19 protein-coding genes, 1 tRNA gene, 1 pseudogene and 1 riboswitch are annotated in these 20,755 nt (G+C 73.9%); of the genes and pseudogenes, 19 read left to right on the top strand and 2 right to left on the bottom strand.

All coding sequences use genetic code 11. The features are described from left to right. The 8 genes and pseudogenes from ACFVS0_RS18520 to ACFVS0_RS18555 form a co-directional block, all read left to right on the top strand. A pseudogene (locus tag ACFVS0_RS18520) lies at positions 1-524 on the top strand (hypothetical protein); the annotation flags it as partial. Continuing rightward, positions 521-967 (top strand): ribosome silencing factor, encoded by a 447-nt coding sequence (gene rsfS / locus ACFVS0_RS18525; protein WP_430545659.1) that lies wholly within the window; start codon positions 521-523, stop codon positions 965-967. The pseudogene ACFVS0_RS18520 and the gene rsfS, both read left to right, overlap by 4 nt. After that, a complete protein-coding gene (locus ACFVS0_RS18530; protein WP_430550171.1) occupies positions 964-1,653 on the top strand; it encodes a histidine phosphatase family protein in 690 nt (229 codons plus the stop codon). Before rsfS ends, ACFVS0_RS18530 begins: the two co-directional genes overlap by 4 nt. A gap of 92 nt (positions 1,654-1,745) precedes the next feature. Next, positions 1,746-1,818 (top strand) — tRNA-Ala (locus ACFVS0_RS18535). Positions 1,819-1,981: 163 nt separating this feature from the next. After that, a riboswitch (TPP riboswitch) is annotated at positions 1,982-2,093 on the top strand. Beyond that, positions 2,087-2,725 (top strand): ECF transporter S component, encoded by a 639-nt coding sequence (locus ACFVS0_RS18540; protein ID WP_430588782.1) that lies wholly within the window; start codon positions 2,087-2,089, stop codon positions 2,723-2,725. It overlaps the preceding riboswitch by 7 nt. Positions 2,726-2,729: 4 nt before the next feature. Next, the gene (locus tag ACFVS0_RS18545; protein WP_430588783.1) at positions 2,730-4,181 is read left to right on the top strand and encodes an ATP-binding cassette domain-containing protein; all 1,452 of its coding nucleotides are present in this window, start codon (positions 2,730-2,732) and stop codon (positions 4,179-4,181) included. Continuing rightward, positions 4,178-4,876 (top strand): energy-coupling factor transporter transmembrane component T, encoded by a 699-nt coding sequence (locus tag ACFVS0_RS18550; protein WP_430564990.1) that lies wholly within the window; start codon positions 4,178-4,180, stop codon positions 4,874-4,876. The genes ACFVS0_RS18545 and ACFVS0_RS18550 overlap by 4 nt, the downstream gene beginning before the upstream one ends. 50 nt (positions 4,877-4,926) lie before the next feature. Continuing rightward, on the top strand, positions 4,927-5,535 hold the full coding sequence (locus tag ACFVS0_RS18555; RefSeq protein WP_430588784.1) for a class I SAM-dependent methyltransferase: 609 nt from the start codon (positions 4,927-4,929) through the stop codon (positions 5,533-5,535). A gap of 12 nt (positions 5,536-5,547) precedes the next feature. Here the strand turns inward: ACFVS0_RS18555 and ACFVS0_RS18560 are convergent, their stop codons facing one another. After that, a complete protein-coding gene (locus ACFVS0_RS18560) occupies positions 5,548-6,225 on the bottom strand; it encodes a GntR family transcriptional regulator (RefSeq protein ID WP_430564992.1) in 678 nt (225 codons plus the stop codon). Between the two features lie 209 nt (positions 6,226-6,434). Between ACFVS0_RS18560 and ACFVS0_RS18565 the strand changes: the two genes are divergently transcribed. The 7 genes from ACFVS0_RS18565 (at position 6,435) to ACFVS0_RS18595 (ending at position 14,603) form a co-directional block, all read left to right on the top strand. Next, positions 6,435-8,159, top strand: coding sequence for a glycoside hydrolase (locus tag ACFVS0_RS18565; RefSeq protein WP_430588785.1), 1,725 nt, complete (start codon positions 6,435-6,437; stop codon positions 8,157-8,159). Between the two features lie 20 nt (positions 8,160-8,179). Next, a complete protein-coding gene (locus ACFVS0_RS18570) occupies positions 8,180-9,025 on the top strand; it encodes an aldo/keto reductase (protein WP_430564994.1) in 846 nt (281 codons plus the stop codon). Positions 9,026-9,215: 190 nt separating this feature from the next. Then, positions 9,216-10,073: a carbohydrate ABC transporter permease gene (locus ACFVS0_RS18575; protein ID WP_430564995.1), complete on the top strand. Its 858-nt coding sequence runs from the start codon at positions 9,216-9,218 to the stop codon at positions 10,071-10,073. Next, positions 10,070-10,990, top strand: coding sequence for a carbohydrate ABC transporter permease (locus ACFVS0_RS18580; RefSeq protein WP_430588786.1), 921 nt, complete (start codon positions 10,070-10,072; stop codon positions 10,988-10,990). The genes ACFVS0_RS18575 and ACFVS0_RS18580 overlap by 4 nt, the downstream gene beginning before the upstream one ends. Before the next feature lie 42 nt (positions 10,991-11,032). Beyond that, the gene (locus tag ACFVS0_RS18585) at positions 11,033-12,448 is read left to right on the top strand and encodes an ABC transporter substrate-binding protein (RefSeq protein WP_430588787.1); all 1,416 of its coding nucleotides are present in this window, start codon (positions 11,033-11,035) and stop codon (positions 12,446-12,448) included. A gap of 58 nt (positions 12,449-12,506) precedes the next feature. Next, positions 12,507-13,271 carry an SDR family NAD(P)-dependent oxidoreductase gene (locus ACFVS0_RS18590; protein WP_430588788.1) on the top strand — a complete coding sequence of 255 codons (765 nt, stop codon included), beginning with the start codon at positions 12,507-12,509 and terminating at the stop codon, positions 13,269-13,271. A 108-nt stretch (positions 13,272-13,379) separates the two neighbouring features. After that, complete coding sequence (locus ACFVS0_RS18595) at positions 13,380-14,603, top strand: MFS transporter (protein WP_430550166.1); 1,224 nt, start codon at positions 13,380-13,382, stop codon at positions 14,601-14,603. A gap of 10 nt (positions 14,604-14,613) precedes the next feature. Here the strand turns inward: ACFVS0_RS18595 and ACFVS0_RS18600 are convergent, their stop codons facing one another. After that, on the bottom strand, positions 14,614-15,462 hold the full coding sequence (locus tag ACFVS0_RS18600) for an NAD(P)H-dependent oxidoreductase (RefSeq protein ID WP_430564999.1): 849 nt from the start codon (positions 15,460-15,462) through the stop codon (positions 14,614-14,616). 136 nt (positions 15,463-15,598) lie between these two features. On the opposite strand from ACFVS0_RS18600, the gene ACFVS0_RS18605 reads away from it, so the two are divergent. The 4 genes from ACFVS0_RS18605 to ACFVS0_RS18620 are packed head-to-tail and all read left to right on the top strand — an operon-like array spanning position 15,599 to position 20,709. Then, positions 15,599-16,660 (top strand): GlxA family transcriptional regulator, encoded by a 1,062-nt coding sequence (locus tag ACFVS0_RS18605; RefSeq protein WP_430588789.1) that lies wholly within the window; start codon positions 15,599-15,601, stop codon positions 16,658-16,660. Positions 16,661-16,692: 32 nt separating this feature from the next. Next, the gene (locus ACFVS0_RS18610; RefSeq protein ID WP_430588790.1) at positions 16,693-17,961 is read left to right on the top strand and encodes an aspartate aminotransferase family protein; all 1,269 of its coding nucleotides are present in this window, start codon (positions 16,693-16,695) and stop codon (positions 17,959-17,961) included. A 49-nt stretch (positions 17,962-18,010) separates the two neighbouring features. After that, a complete protein-coding gene (doeA, locus tag ACFVS0_RS18615; RefSeq protein ID WP_430585558.1) occupies positions 18,011-19,291 on the top strand; it encodes an ectoine hydrolase in 1,281 nt (426 codons plus the stop codon). Then, complete coding sequence (locus ACFVS0_RS18620) at positions 19,288-20,709, top strand: aldehyde dehydrogenase family protein (RefSeq protein ID WP_430588791.1); 1,422 nt, start codon at positions 19,288-19,290, stop codon at positions 20,707-20,709. The genes doeA and ACFVS0_RS18620 overlap by 4 nt, the downstream gene beginning before the upstream one ends. Positions 20,710-20,755: the final 46 nt, after the last annotated feature.

A 20,755-nucleotide genomic window follows, 5' to 3' on the forward strand; every position in this document is an offset into this window, starting at 1 on the left:
CCGACGGCCCCGCCCGCCGTTCCCCGTTCGCGACGACGGGCACCGCGTCGCCGTTCGGCGCCACCGCGGCCTCGGCGCCGCCCGCCCAGGCGGCACCGAGCCCGGCGCCGCCCGCCGCCACGTCGGTCGCGCCCCCGCTGCCCTGGGCGAGCCCGACCACCGAGCGGCCCGCGTCCGTGCCGCCGTCCCGCCCCGCGGCGGGCCCCGCGCAGCCGTCGGCCGCGCCGGAGCGACCCGCCGCGTCCCCGTTCGACGCGCTGGTCGCGTCGGAGCAGCCCGTCCGCGCGCGGTCGGCCGCGCCGCTGGACGACGAGGACGACGACGAGGACTGGGACGAGCCGGAGGCGTCGTACACCTGGCTGCACTACATCGTCCTCGTGGTCGTCGCGTTCGTGCTGGGGCTCCTGGTCTGGAAGCTGCTGCTCCAGGCGCCCGACGACAGCAACTTCCAGACCGATACCGACGCCGCCGCGCCCGCGGCCGGCGTCTCCCTCACGTACGAGCACCCCGGAGCCGCTGCATGACCGCTAGCCCCCGCGCCGTCGAGCTGGCGGTCGTCGCCGCCCGGGCCGCGTCGGACCGCAAGGCGCAGGAGATCATCGCGCTGGACGTGAGCGACCAGCTGGTGCTCACCGACGTGTTCCTCATCGCCTCCGGCACGAACGAGCGCCAGGTCTCGGCGATCGTGGACGCCGTCGAGGAGGCGATGTTCCTCGCCGGCTCCAAGCCGATCCGTCGGGAGGGCAAGGCGCAGGCACGGTGGGTGCTGCTGGACTTCGGGGAGGTCGTCGTCCACGTGCAGCACGCCGAGGACCGCGTGTACTACGCGCTCGAGCGGCTGTGGAAGGACTGCCCGGCGGTGGAGCTGCCGGAGGACGCGCGCGGCGGTGACGGCGCGGCGGCCGCCGCCGAGTACGGCGACGGCGGGGGCGACGGGGCGATCCGTCTCGCGGGCGACGAGCGGTGACGGCCGGCACCGTCGTCCTGCTGCGGCACGCCCGCACCGCCTACAACGCGTCCCTGCGGCTGCAGGGGCAGATCGACATCCCGCTCGACGAGGTCGGGCGGTGGCAGGCGGCGGAGGGCGGTTCCGCGCTCGCGTCGTCGCACCGCGCGACGCGCATCGTGTCGTCCGACCTGGGGCGCGCCGTCGAGACGGCGACCGCGTACGCGGACGCGCTCGGCGGGCAGCCCCTGGTCACCGACGAGCGCCTGCGTGAGCGCGGCTTCGGTGCCTGGGAGGGCCTCACGGGCGCGGAGCTGCAGGAGCGCTGGCCCGAGGAGTACGCCGCCTGGCGCCTGGGCGCGGAGCCCGTGGGCGCGGGGGCCGAGACGAAGGCGGCGGTCGCGGAGCGCATGGCCGAGGCCCTGGCCGAGCATGCCGGGGACCTGGACGACGACGCGACGCTCGTCGTCGTGTCGCACGGCGCCGCCATCTCGCTGGCGGTGACGGCGCTGCTCGGGCTCGACCCGACCACGTGGCGCGGGCTGTCGGGGATGCACAACGTGCACTGGTCGCACCTGCACCGTGCGGGCGAGGGTGCCGTGCCCGCCTGGCGCCTCGTGGCGCACAACGTGGGCGCGGGGTACCCCCTGGACCGCTGGCAGGCGGGGCCGGACTGGAATTTGGAACCTGGCCCGAAGTCTGCCTAAGATATCGACGTTCCCGAGGGGCGCAAGCCCGGAGGAACGCACCGAATCAGACGAATCGCCCGGTCGCCCGTCGGCCGCGAGAGTCGGTTCTCGGGGCTGTGGCGCAGCTGGTAGCGCACCTGCATGGCATGCAGGGGGTCAGGGGTTCGAGTCCCCTCAGCTCCACCCCGACGAGAAGGCCCGGAACCACACGGTTCCGGGCCTTCTTGCGTGACCAGGGGTTTCACGGTGCGGGACGCCCTTGCGTCGACGCCGTCGTCGCCTAGGGTCGGACCTGCGGCCGCGTCGTCGGCCGCCGTGAGGTCACACCTGAAGTCACATCTGAAGACACCCATGACAGGGGAGCGCCGTCGAAGGGGCGCTGAGAGTGCGGGCACAGCCGCAGACCCTTGGAACCTGCTCCGGTTAGCACCGGCGAAGGGAGTTACCTGGAATGTCCGCGCCCACTTTCGCGCGCAGCGCGTCCCTGCGGTACCGCACCGTCGACCTCGTCACCGTGGCCATGCTCGGCGTGGCCGTCGGTGTCGTCTTCTGGGGCTGGACCCAGCTCTACCACCTGCTCTCCGCCGGGCTGGCGGTCGCCTTCCCGCCGGCCACCGGGCTGCTCGGGGGCGGCTGGCTGCTCGGCGGCGTGCTGGGCGGCCTCATCGTCCGCCGTCCGGGCGCGGCGCTGCTCACCGAGGTCGTCGCCGCGAGCGTCGAGGCGCTGCTCGGCGCCGGCTGGGGCTTCTCGGCGATCGTCTCCGGCGTCGTCCAGGGGTTCGGCGCCGAGCTCGTCCTCGCCCTGTTCCTCTACCGGCGGTTCGGCGCCGCGGTCGCGGCCCTGGCGGGCGCGGCGGCGGGCGCGTGCGGCGCCGTGTACGAGTGGTTCGCGTACTACCCGGACTGGGAGTGGGGCTTCCGCCTGGCGTACCTGGGCCTCTTCGCGCTCTCCGGCGCGCTGCTCGCCGGCCTCGGGGGCGCGGCGCTCGTGCGCGCCCTCGCGCGGGCGGGCGTGCTCGACGCGTTCGGCCCGGGTCGCGACCTCGCCGACCGCGCCGTCGACCGTGCCGTCGACCGCGCGCCGGCCTGACGGCGTGGCGCACGACGACGTCCGGGTTCGCGTGCGAGGGCTGTGCTGGCGGCCCACCGGGCGCCGGGCCCCGACGATCGAGTGCCTCGACCTCACCGTCGGCGCGGGGGAGCGCCTGGGGCTGGTCGGTCCCAGCGGGGCGGGCAAGTCGACCGTGCTGCACGCCCTGGCGGGCGTGCTGGGCGACCCGCTGCCCGGCGAGCTGTCCGGGACCGTCCACGTGGACGGCGGGGTGGGGCTCGTCCCGCAGGACCCGGGCTCCGCGGTCGTCGCGGCCCGGATCGGCCGGGACGTCGCCTTCGGCCCCGAGAACGCCGGCCTGCCGCGGGACGAGATCTGGCGCCGGGCCGGGGAGGCTCTCGACCGGGTCGGGCTGCGCCACCCGCCCGACCGGCCGACGTCGGCCCTCTCGGGCGGCGAGCTGCAGCGGCTCGCGCTCGCCGGGGCGCTGGCGAGCGCGCCGGGCCTGCTGCTCCTGGACGAGCCGACCGCGATGCTCGACCCCGCCGCGGCGGCCGAGGTGCGCGCCGCCGTCGTCGGCGCGCTGGAGGGCTCGGACACGTCCCTCGTCGTGGTCGACCACCACGTCGGGCCGTGGCTCGAGCACCTGGACCGCGTCGTGGTGCTCGGACCGGGCGGCCGGGTCACGCACGACGTCGCGCCCGCCGCGCTGCGCGACGTCCCGTCCGCCCTGCGGGACGACCTGACGCGCGCCGGCGTCTGGCTGCCCGGCGTGGCGGCGCCGTCCCCGCTGTCCGTTCCCGCGGCGCTGGTGGCGCCGGACGTGCCCGGGCCGGACGTCGTCGTCGCCGGCCTCCGCGTCGACCTGGTGACCCGCGGCCTGCGCGGTCGCACCACGACGCGTGCCCTCGACGGCGTGGCCGCGCGGCTGCCCGCGGGCCGCCTCACGTCCGTCACGGGGCCCTCGGGGGCGGGGAAGTCCACGCTCGTCGCCACTCTTGCGGGGCACCTGCGGCCGACGGCCGGCGAGGTGCGGGGCGTCCCGGGGCGGACGGCCCGCTCGGAGAAGCTCGCGCGGTCCTGCGGGTGGGTACCGCAGCACCCGGAGCACGGCCTGCTCGCGCTGCGCGTGCGGGACGAGGTGGAGCTCACCGGCCGGCGCCTCGGCGTCCGGGTGGACGTGGACGCCGTGCTCGCGCTGCTGCGCCTCGACCACCTCGCCGACGCGCATCCGTTCCGGCTGTCCGGCGGCGAGCAGCGGCGGCTCGCCCTGGCGGCGGCGCTGGCGCACCGGCCGGGGCTCGTGCTGCTCGACGAGCCGACCGTCGGCCAGGACAGGGGGACCTGGGCGGCGGTGGCCGGGTGGGCCGGCGCCGCGGCCCGGCACGGCGCCACCGTCGCGGCGAGCACCCACGACGCGCACCTCGTCGCCCTCGCGGGGCACCAGGTGCGGCTCGGCGGCGCGACGAGCGAGCGAGCGACGGTGGCGGTGTGACCGGCGCGCTGGGGCGCGTGAACGCCCTCGTGCTCGTGGCCCTCGGGCTGCTCGGCCTGGTCGCCTCCCTGGGCGTCCGGGACGTCGCGAGCGCCGCCGTCGCGCTGGGCGGGTCGCTGGCTCTCGGGCTGCTGCTCCTGCCGCGCGGCGCCGGCTCTCCGGCCCGCTACCTCGCGGTGGTCGTCGCGGTCGCGTCGGTGGCGTGGTCGACGTGGCTGCTCGGTGGCCACGACCCGGTGGTGGCGGCCGTCGCGGGGGCCCGCATCGCGGTGCTCGCCCTGCCCGGCGTGGCCCTCGCCCCGCTGGTCGACCCGAGCGGGCTGGCCGACCAGCTCGGCCAGCGGCTGCGCCTGCCGGCCCGCTTCGTCGTCGGGGTGGCCGCGGCGCTGCAGCGGTTCGAGCGGCTCGGTGCCGTGTGGGAGCAGGCGTCGCGGGCGCGTCGGTCGCGCGGTGTCGGGCCCGGCCGGGGCCCGCTCTCGAGGGCGCGCCACGCGGCGTCGGTGACGTTCGCCGTGCTGGCCGCCACCCTGCGCGACGCGGCGGCCATGTCCGTCGCGATGGACACCCGGGGCTTCGCGGGCGCCCACCGGCGGACCTGGGCGGAGCCTGCGCCGTGGACCCGTACGGACGGCGTCGTGCTCGCCGCCGGCGCCGTCGTCGCGGCGCTGCCGTTCGCCGTCCTGGCCTGGCGGTAGCCGTCGAGCGGGGCGCGTCGGGCGCAGGATGGGTGTCGGGAGGTGCTCGCATGGCCCGCCAGGTACACGACTTCGACGCCCTCTACGCCGCGGACGTCCCGCCGCCGTGGGAGATCGGGCGCCCGCAGCCCGCGCTCCTGGCGCTCGTGCGCCGGTCGGTGCTCGCCGACCCGGTGCTCGACGTCGGCTGCGGCACGGGCGTGCTGGCGCTCGCGGTCGCCCGGGCGGGCCACCGGGTGGTGGGCGTGGACGCCGCGGCGCACGCGATCTCCCGCGCGCGGGAGCGGGCCGCGGAGTCGATCGTCGACCCGCCCGGCGAGGTGCGCTTCGAGGTCGCGGACGCCCGCCGGCTCGACCGCCTGGACGTGCGGCCACGGACCGTCCTCGACTCAGGGCTGCTGCACACCCTGGACGACGCGGGTCGCGCCGCCTACGTGGCGGGGCTGGAGGTGATCTGCCCGTCCGACGCGCTCGTCGCCGTCCTCGCGATGTCCGTGGCCGCCGGGCTCGGCTGGGGCACGACCGACGACCGGCTGCGCGCCGCGTTCGACGGGCCCGCCTGGTCGTCCACGACGGTCTCGGACGCCGAGATCGCCGCACGCACCGCGGGGGAGGAGCGGCACCTGCCCGCGCTGCTCCTCACGACGCGGCGCGCGTGACGCGGTGGTGGCCTAGCGCTCCACGTCCGACGGCAGCTCGAGCCGGCTCAGGCGCGCGAACGACCCGGTCATGTGCTTCTCGACGGCGACCCGTGCGGCGACGGGGTCGCCCTGGCTGAGCACCGTCCGCAGCTCCAGGTGCTCGACGTGCCCGACCGTGGGGAAGTCGGGAAAGTTCACGTTGCGCACGTGCAGGAAGAACGCGACCTGGCTCCGGATCGACGACCAGACCCGGCGCAGGCGGGCGTGGTCGGCGGCGTCGTAGAGGACGTCGTGGAACGCGAGGTCCAGGCGCACCGCCTCCTCGGGGGCGACCGAGCCCGACGTGCTCTTCATCGCCAGGAGGATGCGGTCCAGCTCGGCGAGGTGCGACCCGGTCATGCGGACGGTCGCGCGTTCCGCCGCCAGCACCTCGATGGCGGCGCGCAGGGTGTGCACCTCCTCGACGTCCTTCTGGGTCAGGACGCTGACGAACGCGCCGCGGTGGCGGCGGATCTCGACCTGTCCCTCGGCCTCGAGGATCGCGAGCGCCTCGCGCACCGGTCCGCGGCTCACGTCGAGCGCCGCGGCGAGCTCGGTCTCGCGCAGGTGCTCGCCGGGTCGTAGCTCCCCGCGCGCGATCTCGTCGCGGATGACGCCGACCACGTACTCGGCGAGGGTGGCCCGGGGCGCAGTCCCCAGCGGATTCATCGACACGCTCCTCTCGTCACGCCCGCCCCATCATTTCGTACGGCGGGCCGCCGCGCCTCGACGTCGGGGAGCGGCTGACGTTCATCCTACGGGCTCATTGGCGACAGTATGTTGTTGACAATCTATGAACTCGCCTCCTAGTGTCGCTGACTGTCGTCGACGGTGACGACCCGGCACCGCTGCCGGCCGTGAGCATGAGAGGCGCGAACGTGAGCTCGAGCGTGGACGTGAACCCTGGAATCGGCACCGACCTGAGCTTCCCGAGCTCGGCACCGAGCGACCCCTCGGCGCCGCACGTGCGCCGCGCGGTCGTCCGGGTCGACGCGGGCGCCGACCGAGGAGACCTCGCCCGGATCTGGGAGAGCATCGGGTTCGACGAGATCAACTGGACCTACACCGCGACCGGCCGCCGGCTGCTGCAGACCTTCGGGGAGCTGACGGACCGCGGGTTCCACGTGCGGCCGCACTACGTGTTCTGCTCGGGCACCGGCTTCGGCATCCCGCACTGGGGCAACGGGAACGTCTACCACGAGGACGCCGCGGGCGACGCCGTCTACGACTTCACGATCGTCGACCAGGCGTACGACGCGATCGTCGAGGCCGGGCACCACGTGCTCGTCGAGCTGGCGTTCACCCCGCGCGACCTCCTGCCCGACGCGGCCGACGAGCTCCGGGTGACGCCCAGCCCCACGGTGTACAGCAGCTACGAGGCCGGTGCCTGGGCCTACCCGCCCAGGGACTACGGCCGCTGGGGCGACCTCGTCGCCGCGCACGCCCGGCACTGCCTCGAGCGGTACGGCGAGCAGGAGGTGAGCACCTGGCTCTGGGAGCTGTGGAACGAGCCCGACATCTTCTACTGGAAGGGCACGCCCCAGGAGTTCTACGACCTCTACTCGGTCACGGCGCGGGCGGTGCGCAGCGTGCTCCCGGGGGCGAAGGTCGGCGGGCCGGCGGTCACGGGGGCGGGCGTGGAGTTCCTGCGCGGCTTCCTCCGGCACACCCGCGACCAGGGGGACCCGATCGACTTCGTCTCCTTCCACACGAAGGGCTCCGCGTTCACGCCCTGGCGGGTCTACGGCCCGACCGGGGGCGAGGCGCCGGAGAAGCAGAACCCGTCGGCGCACAAGATGCTGTTCGAGGTCCGCCGGATGCTCCGGGTGATCGCGGAGTTCGAGGAGTACCGCGGCCTCCCCGCCATCGTGGACGAGTGCGACGCCGGGGTGCCGGCGCACTACAGCGTCTACGACAACGCCAACTTCCAGTTCCAGAACACGGAGTACTACCCCGTGTTCCAGGTGAAGCTGATGAAGAAGCTCCTCGACCTCAACGACACGGAGGAGGTTCGGGTCGAGCAGGCCACCTCCTGGAGCTTCTATTTCGAGGGCGAGCGGTACTTCGAGGGGACCCGGGCGTTCCTCACGGCCGGCGGGCTCGAGAAGCCGCTGCTCAACGCGTACCGGGCGCTGAGCCGGCTCGGCGAACGACGGGTCGACGCCGTCTCGGACGCCGCGCACCCGGTCACGCTGCTCGACGAGGCCGACGGTGCCAGCATGCCCGAGGAGATCGACGCCCTGGCGTCCCGCTCGACGTCCGGCACCGTCGCGGTCCTCGTCTGGCGGCACACCGACGACCAGTACCAGCGCGACGAGCTCGAGGCCGACGTCACGCTCCGGGTCTCGGGGCTCGACGCCGAGGCCTACACGCTCAGCCACTTCCGCATCGACGCCGGGCACAGCAACGCCCACACCGCCTGGGTCGAGGCCGGCTCGCCCCAGCTGCCGACCGACGCGCAGCTCGCGCTGCTCCAGGCACGCCAGGGGCTCGAGGAGCTGGAGCCCGCGCGTCAGGTGGCGGTCCCGTCGTCCGAGGCGGAGCTGTCGGTCGCCCTGCCGCTGCCGGCGGTGTCCCTGCTCGTCCTGGAGCCGGTCCGGTGACCGGGACGGCGACCGGTCCGATGAGCGCGACCCTGCGGCGTACCCGCACCCTCCGCGACGGCACGGTCGTGCCCGAGGTCGGGCTCGGGGTCTTCCAGGTGCCGTCCGCGGAGGCGCAGCAGGTCGTGGAGCAGGCCCTCGAGGCCGGCTACCGGCACATCGACACCGCGGCCGCGTACGTCAACGAGGAGGGCGCAGGTGCCGCGGTGCGGGCCTCCGGCCTGCCGCGCGACGAGGTCTTCGTGACCTCGAAGCTCCGCAACGGCGACCAGGGGTACGACCAGGCGCTGCGGGCCTACGACGAGACGTGCGATCGGCTGGGTCTCGACCACGTCGACCTCTATCTCATCCACTGGCCGAACCCCGCCGCCGGCCTGTGGCAGGACTCCTGGCGGGCGCTCGAACGGCTCCGGGACGAGGGCCGGGTCGGGGCGGTGGGCGTCTCGAACTTCCTCGCGGAGCACCTCGACGAGCTCGCCGGGTTCGCCGACCAGATGCCGGTGGTGAACCAGGTCGAGCTGCACCCCGCGTTCCAGCAGCCCGACGTCGTCGCCGCCTGCCGCGCGTACGGGGTCGCCGTCGAGGCGTACTCCCCGCTGGGCCAGGGCTCCGGGCTGCGCCACCCGGACGTGGTCGCGATCGCGGAGGAGCTCGGCGTGACGCCCGCCCAGGTGGTGCTGCGGTGGCACCTGGACCAGGGCCGGCTGGTGATCCCGAAGACGGTCTCGCCGGCGCGCATGCGCGAGAACGCCTCGCTGGACCGCGTCGGGCTCACGCCCGCGCACCGGGCCGCGATCGACGCCCTGGACACGGGCACCCGCATCGGTGGGGACCCCCGCACCTTCTCGATCAGCCAGATCCGCTAGCCGGACCGACACGACGGAGTGCTCGATGGCGAGTCAGACACGGTCGGCGGTGCCGACCACACCAGCACGGACCGCAGCACCGCCCCCAGCCGCCCCGCGCCGCGCCGCGGAGGGGCCGTCCGCCCGCCGCCCGAGCCCGGAACGGCGCTCGCGCCAACGGCGCCGCACCCTGTGGATCTACGCGTTCCTCATGCCGACATTCGTCCTGTACGGCATCTACACGATCTATCCGATCGTCGCGAGCTACTGGTACTCGCTCGTCGAGTGGAACGGGTTCAGCTCCGAGCAGACGTTCGTGGGGATCAGCAACTACCAAGCGGTCCTCGGCGACCCGATGTTCTGGTCCTCGGTGCGCATCACGCTCGTGTTCATGCTCGTCGTGGCGCCGCTGCGCATCTTCGGCGCCTTCGTCCTCGCCATCCTGCTGAACTCGCCGAGGATGCCGTTCGCCCGGTTCTTCCGCACCGTCTACTTCCTGCCGGTGGTCACGACGACGGCCATCATCGGCGTCGTGATGCGGTTCGTCCTCGACCCGGGGTCCGGCCCGCTCGCGGCCCTGTTCGGCGTGTTCGACCTGCCGCCCGTCGACCTGCTCGGCGACTCCGACACCGCCCTGTACGCCGCGGCGCTGACCTATGTGTGGAAGTTCTTCGGCATCACGATGATCTACTGGCTGGCCGCCCTCCAGACGATCCCGCAGGACGTGTACGACGCCGCCCGGATCGACGGCGCCGGAGGGGTGCGGATCTTCCGGCACATCACGCTGCCGATGCTGCTGCCGTTCCTGCTCATCATCTCGGTGCTCACCGTCGAGGACTGCTTCCACGCGTTCGACCTCATGCAGACGATGACGGCCGGTGGGCCCTTCTACAGCACCGAGATCATCGAGATCTACATCTACCGCTGGGCGTTCGCGGCCTCGATCCCGCAGCTCGGCTTCGCCTCCGCCGCCGCGGTCCTGTTCGGGCTCCTCGTCCTGGTGGTCGTCGCGGTCCAGGCGTGGGCCACGTTCTCCTCGCAGCGGCTCCAGAAGGGACGGGCATCATGAGCACCCTCACGGCACGGCACGACGCCGGCCCGCGGCCCGGGACGAGGTCCCCGGACCGCGAGGGACCGGGCCCCCGCGGCGGGGCACGGCGCCCTCGGCGCCGCGGCTGGTGGATCTTCGCCGTCCTGCTCGCCGTCGGCGCCTTCCTCTGGGTCTTCCCCTTCCTCTGGATGGTCTCGGCGTCGCTGAAGACGTCGGGGGAGGTGTTCGCGGGCGGGCTGAACCTGGTGCCCGACGCGCCGCAGTGGGAGAACTACGTCCGCGCGTGGACCACGGGGCAGTTCGGGCACTACCTGCTCAACACCGTGATCGTGACGGTCGCCGTCACGCTGATCGTCGTGGTCCGCTGCGCCCTGGCCGGCTACGTCGTGGGGCGCTACCGCTTCCCCGGGTCGCGCCTGATCATCGGCATCTTCGTCGCGACGCTGTTCGTGCCGACGGGCTACACGATCATCCCGATCGTCAAGGTCTCGATGCAGCTGGGCCTGCTCAACTCGCTGACCGGCATGATCATGGCGATGGCCGGCGCGTCGAACGTCGCCGCGATCCTCATCTACGCCGGCTACTTCCGGAAGCTGCCCGCGGACCTCGAGGAGGCCGCGATCGTCGACGGGGCGGGGTTCCTCCGGGTCTTCCTGCGGATCATGCTGCCGCTGTCGATGCCCGTCACGGCCACGGTGGGGATCCTGACGTTCCTCACCACCTGGAACGCCTTCTTCCTGCCCCTGGTCTTCTCGTTCAGCAATCCCGCGCTGCGCACGGTCAGCGTCGGCATGCAGGCCTTCGTGGGGGAGAACTCGACCGACTGGCCGGGGATGGCGGCCGCGGGCGTGATCTCGATCCTCCCGGTCGTCGTCCTGTTCGTCTTCATGCAGAAGTACTTCGTCGAAGGCATCGCCGGCGCGGTGAAGTCGTAGGCGTTCCCCGATCCGTCGTTCGTTCTCGAAGAGGAGACAGCAATGACCGAGCTTTCGCGTCGCGGATTCATCGGAGGCGTCGGGGTGACCGCCCTCGCGGGCCTCCTGACCGCCTGCGGCGGCCCGAGCCCCGCGCCCGGCGGAGGTGGTGCCGGGCTGCGCTGGTGGGACCACTTCGGGGGCCTCCAGCAGGCCCACAAGGAATGGGCCGCCGCCCAGGCGAAGGCGCTGGGCGTGGGCATCGAGTACACGTACAACGAGCCGAGCAAGGCGGTGGAGGCGCTCCAGCTGGCGAACCAGTCGCAGCAGCTGCCGGACATCTACTCCAACGTGCTGGGGCTGCCGCTGTCGGCGCTGGTCGAGTCGGGCTGGCTGCACGCCATCACGCTCTCGGACGCGGCGATGGGGCGGTTCCCCGAGGGGACGTTCGTCGAGGGCGTCACCATGCTCGACGGCGTCGTGTACGGCCTGCCGCTGATGTCCGACCGCCAGTACTGGGCGTGCACCTGGTACAACTCCGAGATCGCGCAGGACGTGGGCTTCGAGCCGCCGCACAGTTACGACGAGCTGCGTGCGGCGCTCAAGACGATCGCCGACGACGGCCGGTACGTCCCGATGACGCTGGCGCTCGGGGACTCGGGCCGCGTCCGCGACCAGGTCGACGACCTCGCCCAGGCGGCGGGGTTCCCCGGCTGGCAGGGGTTGCGCTACGACACGGGTGAGTACGCGTACGACGACGACGCGTACCTGAACGTCGTCGAGCTGGTCAAGGAGATCTCCGACAGCGGCTGGCTGCTGCCCGGCACCAACTCGTTCCAGGTCCCCGACGCGCGGGGACGCTGGGCGGCGGGCAACGTCGGCTTCTTCATCGACGGCCCGTGGTCACCCGGCGGGGTGCGCGCGCTCAACGAGGCCCACCTGCCGAAGATGGCGGTGGCCGGCGAGCTCACGCCCGAGGGCGAGGACCTGGTCATCACGCGCGGGGCGCCGGCCCCCACCTTCTTCGCCGCCGGGAACACGTCCCACGCCGAGGCCGCCATCGAGCTCCTCGAGTCGTTCACCCAGGACGACTACCAGGCCGTCCTGGCCACGGGGATGGACCAGCCCCCGATCAACCTGGACGCGGTGGCCGGCGCCGACGTCATCGAGCCGTACGCGTGGCTGGTCGAGGACTTCCGGACCCGCGTGTTCCGCGCCCCGCAGCCTCAGGTGCGCAACGTCGAGGTGAACGAGGCGCTCGCGGTCCAGGCCCCGGTGGCCCCGCACCTCGGCGACATCGTGCAGGGCTACCTCGGGGGCGACGTCACCGACCTGCGGGGGGAGCTCGCCAAGCTCAGCGACACGTGCTCCCAGAGCCTCGACTCGGCGATCGAGCGTGCGAGCGCGGCGGGGGCCTCGGTGTCGCGGTCGGACTGGGAGTTCCCCGACTGGCGACGCGGCGTCGACTACGCCTACTGAGCCCCGCGGCCGCCCTGCCGTGCGGGCCGAGACACACCGATCCACAGGAGATGACCAGATGAACACGTTCCCCACGTCCCGCACCGCGATCGTCACGGGCGCCGCCTCGCAGCGGGGCATCGGCCGCGCCGTCGCGCACCGCCTGGCCGGGGAGGGCTGGGCCGTCGGCCTGCTCGACGTCGACGGGCCGGCGGTCAAGGACCTGGCCGAGGAGCTGGTCCGGGAGGGCGGCGAGGCGGCCGGCGCCGGCGTCGACGTCGGCGACGCGGAGGCGGTCCGGGCGGCGGTGGGGGACCTCGCCGCGGCGCTGCCGCCCGTCGTCGCCCTCGTCAACGTCGCGGGGGTGAGCTCCCCGACGCCGTACCTGGAGCTCGACGACGCGGAGTGGGACCGGGTGCTGCGCATCAACCTCGACGGCGTCCACCACGTGACGCGGGCGGTCGCCGACGAGATGCTCCGGACGGGCGTCGGGCGGGTCGTCTCCCTCTCCTCGGTCTCGGCGCAGCGCGGCGGGGGGACGTACAGCAAGACCCCCTACTCGGTCGCCAAGGCCGGGGTGGTCGGCCTCACGCGCGCGCTGGCGCGGGAGCTCGGCCCGCACGGCATCACGGTCAACGCGATCTCGCCCGGCCCGATCGACACGGACATCATGGGCGGCACGCTGAGCGAGGAGCGCAAGGCGGAGCTCGCGGCGGACCTGCTGGTCGACCGGGTGGGAATGCCGGACGACGTCGCCGCCGCGGTGAGCTTCCTCGTCGGCGCGGAGTCCGGCTTCATCACCGGGCAGACCCTCAACGTCGACGGCGGCCTCTACATGCACTGACCGCATGCAGTGACCGCATGCACTGACCGCATGCACTGACCGGCGGGCGGGACGAGACGTTCGTGAACGGACCGGCCCCGGACGGGGCCCTTGCGATAGGAAGGGTGCGTGCCGTCCCCGCCGCTGTTCCCGTTCCGTAGCGTCGTCCTCGGGGCGTTCCTCCCGACCCTGGTGCTGGAGATCGGCATCGGTGCGCTGCTGCCGGTCGTGGCGGTCACGGCCACGGGCCGTGGCGCCACCCTCACGGTCGCCGGCCTCGTGGCCGCGCTGCTGCCGCTCGGCAAGATCGCGTTCGACCTGCCCGCCGGGGCGCTCTCGCAGCGCCTCGGGGACCGGGTGGCGATGCTGGTCGCCGGCAGCGTCGCCGTCGTGGCGTTCACGACGATCGCGCTGTCGTCGGCGCTGTGGGGACTGGCCGCGGGGGTGCTCGCGCTCGGCGCGGCGAACGCCGTGTTCAACCTCGCCCGGCAGGCGTACCTCACCGAGATCACGCCGCCGCTGCGGCGGGCGCGCGTGATGTCGACCCTCGCGGGGGTGCACCGCATCGGCCTGTTCCTGGGGCCGTTCGCGGGGGCCGCGATGATCGCGGCGACGTCGCTGCACGGCGCGTTCTGGCTGGGCACGGGCTCCGCGCTGGTCGCGGTGCTGGTCATCGCCCTGGTGCGGCCGGAGCCGCGGGCCGACGCCGCGCTGCCGCGCCCCGCCGGCGGTCCGCGGGTGTCCATCGCGGCGGTCGCGCGCGAGCACAGGCAGCTGTTCGCGACCCTCGGCGTCGCCATCCTGCTGGTGAGCGCCGTGCGCGGCGCGCGGCAGACGGTCATCCCGCTGTGGGGCGAGCACCTGGGCCTCGACGCCGAGGTGACGTCGCTCGTCTTCGGCGTCTCGGGCGCCCTGGACATGCTGCTGTTCTACCCGGCGGGCAAGGTGATGGACCGGTTCGGCCGGCTGTGGGTGGCCGTCCCGTCGATGCTCACGATGGCGGTGGGGCTGGCGGTGCTGCCGTTCGCGCACACCGCCGGCGCGCTCGCCGTGGTCGCCGCCCTGCTCGGCGTGGGCAACGGCATGGGCTCGGGGATCGTCATGACGCTGGGCGCCGACGTCGCACCCGCCGCGGTGCGGCCCACGTTCCTCAGCGTGTGGCGGCTGTTCCAGGACACGGGCGACGCGCTCGGGCCGCTGATCCTGTCGGCCGGGGCCGCCCTGGGCTCGCTCGCGGCCGGGGTGTGGGCCACCGCCACGCTGGGCGGCGCGTCCGCGGCCGCGCTCGCGCGCTGGGTGCCGCGGTACTCGTCGCTCGCGAACCTCGTGCCGCCCCGGCGCCGGCGGCCGTGACGTCCGTGCCTCACGCGCGCAGGTGCACGCCCAGCCCGCGGCGGCCGGGCTCCAGCGCGTCGTGGAGCTCGCCGCGCTCGTCGTAGTCCCCGCCGTCCTGGCTCCGGTACGCCAGCACCGGGCCGTCGGGCAGGGCGAGCAGCCGCTCGCGCAGGCCGGCCGAGACGGCGGCGTAGCCCGCGTCGTCGAGGCGGTTCGCGCCGAGCACCAGCACGGGCTCCGCCACCTGCATGCCGGTGTACCAGAAGGTGCCGTGCAGCAGGGGGAACAGCGTCTCGGCCAGGTCGCCGTGCAGCCCGCGCGGCCCGAGCCCCGTGCCCGCGCCGACCGTCACCACGGCCAGCGCGCGCCGGCCCGCCAGTCCGCCGTCGCCGTACCGCCGGGTGCGCCCGGTCGCCGCGTCGCGCACGCCGTACGCGTAGCCCTGCACCAGCACCCGGTCGAGCCACCCCTTGAGGATGGCGGGGACGCCCAGCCACCACAGGGGGAACTGCAGGACCACGGTGTCGGCCCAAGCCAGCTTGTCGTGCTCGGCCCGGATGTCCGGCGCGAGCTGCCCGCGGCGCAGGGCGCGCTCCGAGGCCCCCGCGACGTCGAGCCGGTCGTCCGCGGCGTCGCCGAAGTCGGCAGCCGTCACCACGGGGTCCCAGCCCATCGCGTACAGGTCGGACTGCACCACCTCGTGCCCGGCGTCCCGCAGCGCCCGGACCCCGTCGTCGCGCAGGTGCGCGGTGAGCGACCGCGGCTCGGGGTGGGCGAGCACCCACAGCACCCTCATCGGGTCGGTCGTCGCGTCCGTCCGGTCGTCCGTCCGATCGTCCGTCGCGTTCTCCGTCGCGTTCTCCGTCGGGTTCTCCATCAGGACCTCCATCGCTGCTCCGTCTCGGTACGAGGTTCTCGGGAAGGGCGGCGCCCGCCGCCCACCACGACCACGCTGCCGGTCCGCGCGCGCCTCCGGAAGTGGCCGGAGAGCCACCCTGTGCAAAGATCGAGCCATGACGACTCCGGCGAGCATCGCCACGGCCGCACCCGGTGCGCGTCCGCACCGCGTCACGGTCCTCGTGCGCGACGGCGTGATGCCGCTGGAGCTCGGCGCCGTGCACCAGCTGTTCGGCACGGCCCGGGGTCCGGGCGGCGAGCGGCTGTACGAGGTGCGCACGTGCGCCGCGGTGCCGGGCCGGGTCCGCTCGGACGCGGACTTCGCCCTCGACGTCCCGCACGGTCCGGAGGCGCTCGTCGACGCCGACACCGTGGTGGTGCCGGCCTCGCACGCGCTGGACGACACCGGCGCGCCCGACGAGGAGGGCGTGGCCCCGGGCCAGAGCTCCCTCGCGGAGCTGCTGGGGCAGGTCCGCCCGGACGCGCGGATCGCGTCGATCTGCACCGGGGCGTTCGCGCTCGCGCGCGCCGGCCTCCTCGACGGGCGCCGGGCGACGACGCACTGGATGTCGGCCGAGCGGTTCCGGCGCGCGTTCCCGGCGGTCGAGCTGGACCCGGACGTGCTGTTCACCGAGGACGGTCGGGTCTTCACGTCGGCCGGCGAGGCGGCCGGGATCGACCTGTGCCTGCACCTGATCCGCTCCGACCACGGCGCGGCGGTCGCGAACGACGTCGCACGCCGGACGGTCGTGCCGCCCTTCCGCGACGGCGGCCAGGCGCAGTTCGTGGACGCCCCCGTGCCCGAGCCGGCGGGGGACCACACCGGCACCGCGCGGTCGTGGGCGCTCGAGCACCTCGACGAGCCGCTCTCGCTGGACCGCCTCGCCCGGCAGTCGTCGATGAGCACCCGCACCTTCACCCGCCGGTTCCGCCGCGAGGTCGGTCTCTCGCCCGGGGAGTGGCTGCTGCAGCAGCGCCTCCTGCGGGCTCGTGACCTGCTGGAACGCTCCGACCTCCCCGTGGACGCCGTCGCCGGCCGCGCCGGGTTCGGCACGGGCGCGTCGCTGCGCCAGCACTTCGCGCGGGCGCTGGGGGTCTCGCCCGCCGCCTACCGCGCCACGTTCGGCCCCGGCCCGCGACATCAGAACGTTACGCAGGTCGTCCCGCGAGTTCCTTGACGGGGGAGGCCTCGGGCACCTACATCTGGTTGATGGAGGTCTTCGAGAAGTGGGAATCCGAGATCCGGGGGTACAGCCGCACGTATCCCACGGTGTTCGCCTCGGCGTCGAACGCGCGGCAGGTGGACGAGGCCGGCCGTAGCTACGTCGACTTCTTCGCCGGTGCGGGGGTGCTGAACTTCGGGCACAACAACCCGCGCATGAAACGGGCCATGATCGAGTTCCTCGAGGCCGACGGCGTCGCGCACAGCCTCGACATGGCGACCACCACCAAGCGGGACTTCATCTCGAAGTTCGTCTCCACGGTGCTCGAGCCGCGCGGCATGACGATGCGGCTGCAGTTCATGGGGCCGACGGGCAGCAACGCCGTCGAGGCGGCGCTCAAGCTCGCCCGCAAGGTCACCGGCCGGCGCGAGGTGGTCGCCTTCACGCACGGGTTCCACGGCATGACCCTCGGGTCGCTCGCGCTCACGGGCAACGACGTCTTCCGCCGGGCCGCGGGGGTGCCGTTGGAGAACGTGCACCGGTTGCCGTTCGAGACCGCCCCCGGGGGCGGTCTCGCGTCGCTCGAGGCGTACCGGGAACAGCTGGCCGACGTGTCGAGCGGGCTGCTTCCCCCCGCCGCGTTCGTCGTCGAGACGATCCAGGCCGAGGGCGGCGTCAACGTGGCCGGCGCCGAGTGGCTGCACGCCGTGCAGCGGCTCGCCCGCGACGTCGGGGCGCTGTTCGTCATCGACGAGATCCAGGTGGGCTGCGGCCGCACCGGCAGCTACTTCAGCTTCGACGGCATGGGGCTCGACCCCGACATCGTGTGCCTCGCCAAGGGGATCGGCGGCTACGGGACGCCCCTGGCGATGAACCTCAACCGGCCCGAGCTGGACGCGCACTGGGCTCCGGGCGAGCACACGGGCACCTTCCGCGGCCAGGGCCTGTCGTTCGTGGCCGGGCGCGAGGCGCTGACCTACTTCGACGACGACGAGCTCATGAACGAGGTGCACGCCAAGGCCGAGCGCATGGTGTCCGTGCTGGACGGCCTCGCCGCCGAGGTCCCCGACCGCGGGTCCGCCGGGAAGGATCGCCGCTTCGCCGTGCGCGGCCGCGGGATGATCCAGGGCCTCGACGTGGTCGACGGCGCGTTCGCGAAGGCTGTCGCGGCGGAGTGCTTCGCCCGCGGGCTGCTCATCGGGCCGTGCGGCAGCGGCGGCCGCGTGCTCAAGCTCATCCCGCCCCTGACCATTCCCGACGACGACCTCGACGAGGGCCTGGAGATCCTCGCGGGGGCGGTGCGCGACACCCTCTAGCGCCCTCGAGCAACCTTGCCGGGGCGCGTGACAGCAGAAGGAGGCCGGCATGCGGCAGCGCGACGACATGACGTTCCCGTTCGAGGAGTACGCGAGACGCCTCGGCGACCTGCGCCGCCGCATGGCGGAGCGGATGCTGGACGCGGTGGTCATCACCGACCCCGAGAACCTCATGTACCTCACGGACTACCAGACCACGGGGTACTCCTTCTTCCAGGCGCTGGTGGTGCCGCTCGAGGACGAGCCGTTCATGATCACCCGTGCCATGGAGGAGTCGAACGTCCACGCGCGCACGTGGGTGGAGCTGACCCGCCCCTACCCGGACACCGGCGACGCGATCCAGAGCCTCGTGCAGTCCCTGCGCGAGTTCGGGCTCGACACCAAGGACGTCGGGTACGAGCGCAACAGCTACTACTTCCCGGCCTACCACCAGGACTACATCCACAACTCGTTCACCGACGGCCGCCTGCTCGACTGCTTCGGCATCGTGGAGGAGGGGCGCGTGACCAAGTCCGACGCCGAGATCGCGGTCATGCGGCGGGCCGCGCGCGCCACGGAGGTCGGGATGGCGGCGGGCATCGAGGCGGTCGCCGCCGGCGTGACCGAGAACGAGATCGCGGCGGAGATCGCGTCGGCGATGTTCCGCTCCGGCGGCGAGTTCCCCGCGGTGATGCCGTACGTCACCTCGGGGCCGCGGAGCATGATCGGCCACGCGACCTGGGAGGGTCGCACCGTGCGGCCGGGGGAGCACGTCTTCCTCGAGGTGGGCGGCTGCTTCCGGCGGTACCACACCGCGATGATGCGCACCGTGGTGCTCGACGACCTCTCGCGCAGCATGCTGGTGGCGCAGGAGCGGATGAAGCTGGCGCTCGCGGAGGTCAAGGCGGCCATCCGGCCCGGGCTCACCGTGTCCGACGCCGACAACATCGTGCGGAACATCATCTCGGACAACGGCGTCGGGGCGCGGCTGGTGACCCGGTCGGGGTACTCGATCGGCATCGCGTTCCCACCCAGCTGGGACGAGGGCTACATCGTCAGCCTCAACCAGGGCGACCCGCGCGTGCTGCGCGAGGGGATGACGTTCCACATCATCCCGTGGATGTGGGGGGTCGACGGCGACAAGACCGTCGGCATCTCCGACACGGTGCGGGTGACCGCCGACGGGTGCGAGTCGTTCTTCACCCTGGGCGAGGACTTCACCTGCAAGCCCGAGCACGCCGCCGCGGATGGCGGACGGATCGGCGGCGAACCGTCGGACGGCGGTTCCCTCGCGCTCGTGCCGGGCCCGGCCACCGACGGCATGGACGCGACGGAGGAGGAGACCGCATGACGATGCTGATCGCGACGGACCCGAGCACGGGCGAGACGGTCCGCGAGGTCCCGGCGGCGACGCCGGGGGAGGTGGACGCCACCCTGGCGGCCGCCGAGGCGGCGCGGGCCGCGTGGCGGGACCGTGGGGTCGACGGGCGCGCCGAGGTGCTGCACGCGGTGGCGGCCGACCTGCGCGCCCGTGCCGACGAGCTGGCCCCCCTGATGACGCAGGAGATGGGCAAGCCGATCACCGAGGCGCTCGGCGAGGTCGAGAAGGCGGCCTGGTGCGCCGAGCACTACGCCGAGCACGCGGCGGCGTACCTGGCAGCGGAGGAGATCGCCTCCGACGCGACGCGCAGCTACGTGCAGCACCTGCCGCTGGGCACGGTGCTCGGCGTCCTGCCGTGGAACGCGCCCTTCTGGCTGGCCCTGCGCTTCGCGGCGCCGGCTCTCATGGCGGGCAACACGGGCGTGCTCAAGCACGACCCGCACGTGCCCGGCTGCGCGGAGGCGATCGGCGAGGTCTTCGCGCGGGCGCTGTCGGCGTCGGGCGCGCCGCGGGGGGTGTTCCTCAACCTGCCGCTGGAGACCGCGGACGTCGCCGCCGTCATCCGCGACCCGCGCGTGCAGGCGGTGTCGTTCACCGGGTCGTCGCGCGGCGGCGCGGCGGTGGCGAGCGTCGCGGCGGCCGAGATCAAGCCCGCCGTGCTGGAGCTCGGCGGCTCCGACCCGTGCGTCGTGCTCGCCGACGCCGACCTGGACGCCGCGGCCGACACCATCGCCCTGTCGCGGATCATCAACGCCGGCCAGTCGTGCATCGCCGCGAAGCGGGTCATCGTGGAGGACGCCGTGCACGGCGCCCTGGTCGACCGGCTCCGGGACCGCCTCGCCGCGCTGAAGGTCGGCGACCCGCGCGACCCCGCCACGCAGGTGGGGCCGATCGCCCGTGCCGACCTGCGCGAGAACCTGCACCGCCAGGTCACCCGCACGGTGCAGGCGGGGGCGCGGCTGCTGCTCGGCGGCGAGCTGCCCGACGGCCCGGGCTGGTTCTACCCGCCCGCGCTGCTCGACGACGTCACCGACGACATGACCGCCGCCTGCGAGGAGACGTTCGGCCCGGTCATGGCGGTGATGCGGGCGGCGGACGCCGACGAGGCGCTCGAGACGGCGAACCGCACCGAGTACGGCCTCGCGGCGAGCGTCTGGACGACGCCCGAGCGTGGCGAGGCGATGGCCCCCCATATCGCTGCCGGGCAGGTCTCGGTGAACGGCATCGTCAAGACCGACCCCCGGCTGCCGAGCGGCGGGGTGAAGCGCTCCGGCTACGGGCGCGAGCTCGGCCCGCACGGCATCAAGGAGTTCGTCAACGTGCAGCAGGTGTGGGTCGGGAAAAACCCAAGAGGGGAAGCTGGCGGGGGGAGCAAGGCAACACACTAAGCCACCCCTTGTAAAGCGGGGGTGGGGGGGGGGGTTTTCGCCCCTT

It is taken from the genome of Isoptericola sp. NPDC058082 (assembly GCF_042885055.1).
Taxonomy (GTDB): Bacteria; Actinomycetota; Actinomycetes; order Actinomycetales; family Cellulomonadaceae; genus Isoptericola.

Coding starts and splice junctions, on each gene's coding strand:
- ACFVS0_RS18605 (WP_430588789.1), top strand. CDS start 15,599: ATGACGACTCCGGCGAGCATCGCCACGGCCGCACCCGGTGCGCGTCCG.
- ACFVS0_RS18580 (WP_430588786.1), top strand. CDS start 10,070: ATGAGCACCCTCACGGCACGGCACGACGCCGGCCCGCGGCCCGGGACG.
- ACFVS0_RS18560 (WP_430564992.1), bottom strand. CDS start 6,225: ATGAATCCGCTGGGGACTGCGCCCCGGGCCACCCTCGCCGAGTACGTG.
- ACFVS0_RS18570 (WP_430564994.1), top strand. CDS start 8,180: ATGAGCGCGACCCTGCGGCGTACCCGCACCCTCCGCGACGGCACGGTC.
- ACFVS0_RS18590 (WP_430588788.1), top strand. CDS start 12,507: ATGAACACGTTCCCCACGTCCCGCACCGCGATCGTCACGGGCGCCGCC.
- ACFVS0_RS18585 (WP_430588787.1), top strand. CDS start 11,033: ATGACCGAGCTTTCGCGTCGCGGATTCATCGGAGGCGTCGGGGTGACC.
- ACFVS0_RS18540 (WP_430588782.1), top strand. CDS start 2,087: ATGTCCGCGCCCACTTTCGCGCGCAGCGCGTCCCTGCGGTACCGCACC.
- ACFVS0_RS18600 (WP_430564999.1), bottom strand. CDS start 15,462: ATGGAGAACCCGACGGAGAACGCGACGGAGAACGCGACGGACGATCGG.
- ACFVS0_RS18575 (WP_430564995.1), top strand. CDS start 9,216: ATGCCGACATTCGTCCTGTACGGCATCTACACGATCTATCCGATCGTC.
- rsfS (WP_430545659.1), top strand. CDS start 521: ATGACCGCTAGCCCCCGCGCCGTCGAGCTGGCGGTCGTCGCCGCCCGG.
- ACFVS0_RS18610 (WP_430588790.1), top strand. CDS start 16,693: ATGGAGGTCTTCGAGAAGTGGGAATCCGAGATCCGGGGGTACAGCCGC.
- ACFVS0_RS18620 (WP_430588791.1), top strand. CDS start 19,288: ATGACGATGCTGATCGCGACGGACCCGAGCACGGGCGAGACGGTCCGC.
- ACFVS0_RS18555 (WP_430588784.1), top strand. CDS start 4,927: ATGGCCCGCCAGGTACACGACTTCGACGCCCTCTACGCCGCGGACGTC.
- doeA (WP_430585558.1), top strand. CDS start 18,011: ATGCGGCAGCGCGACGACATGACGTTCCCGTTCGAGGAGTACGCGAGA.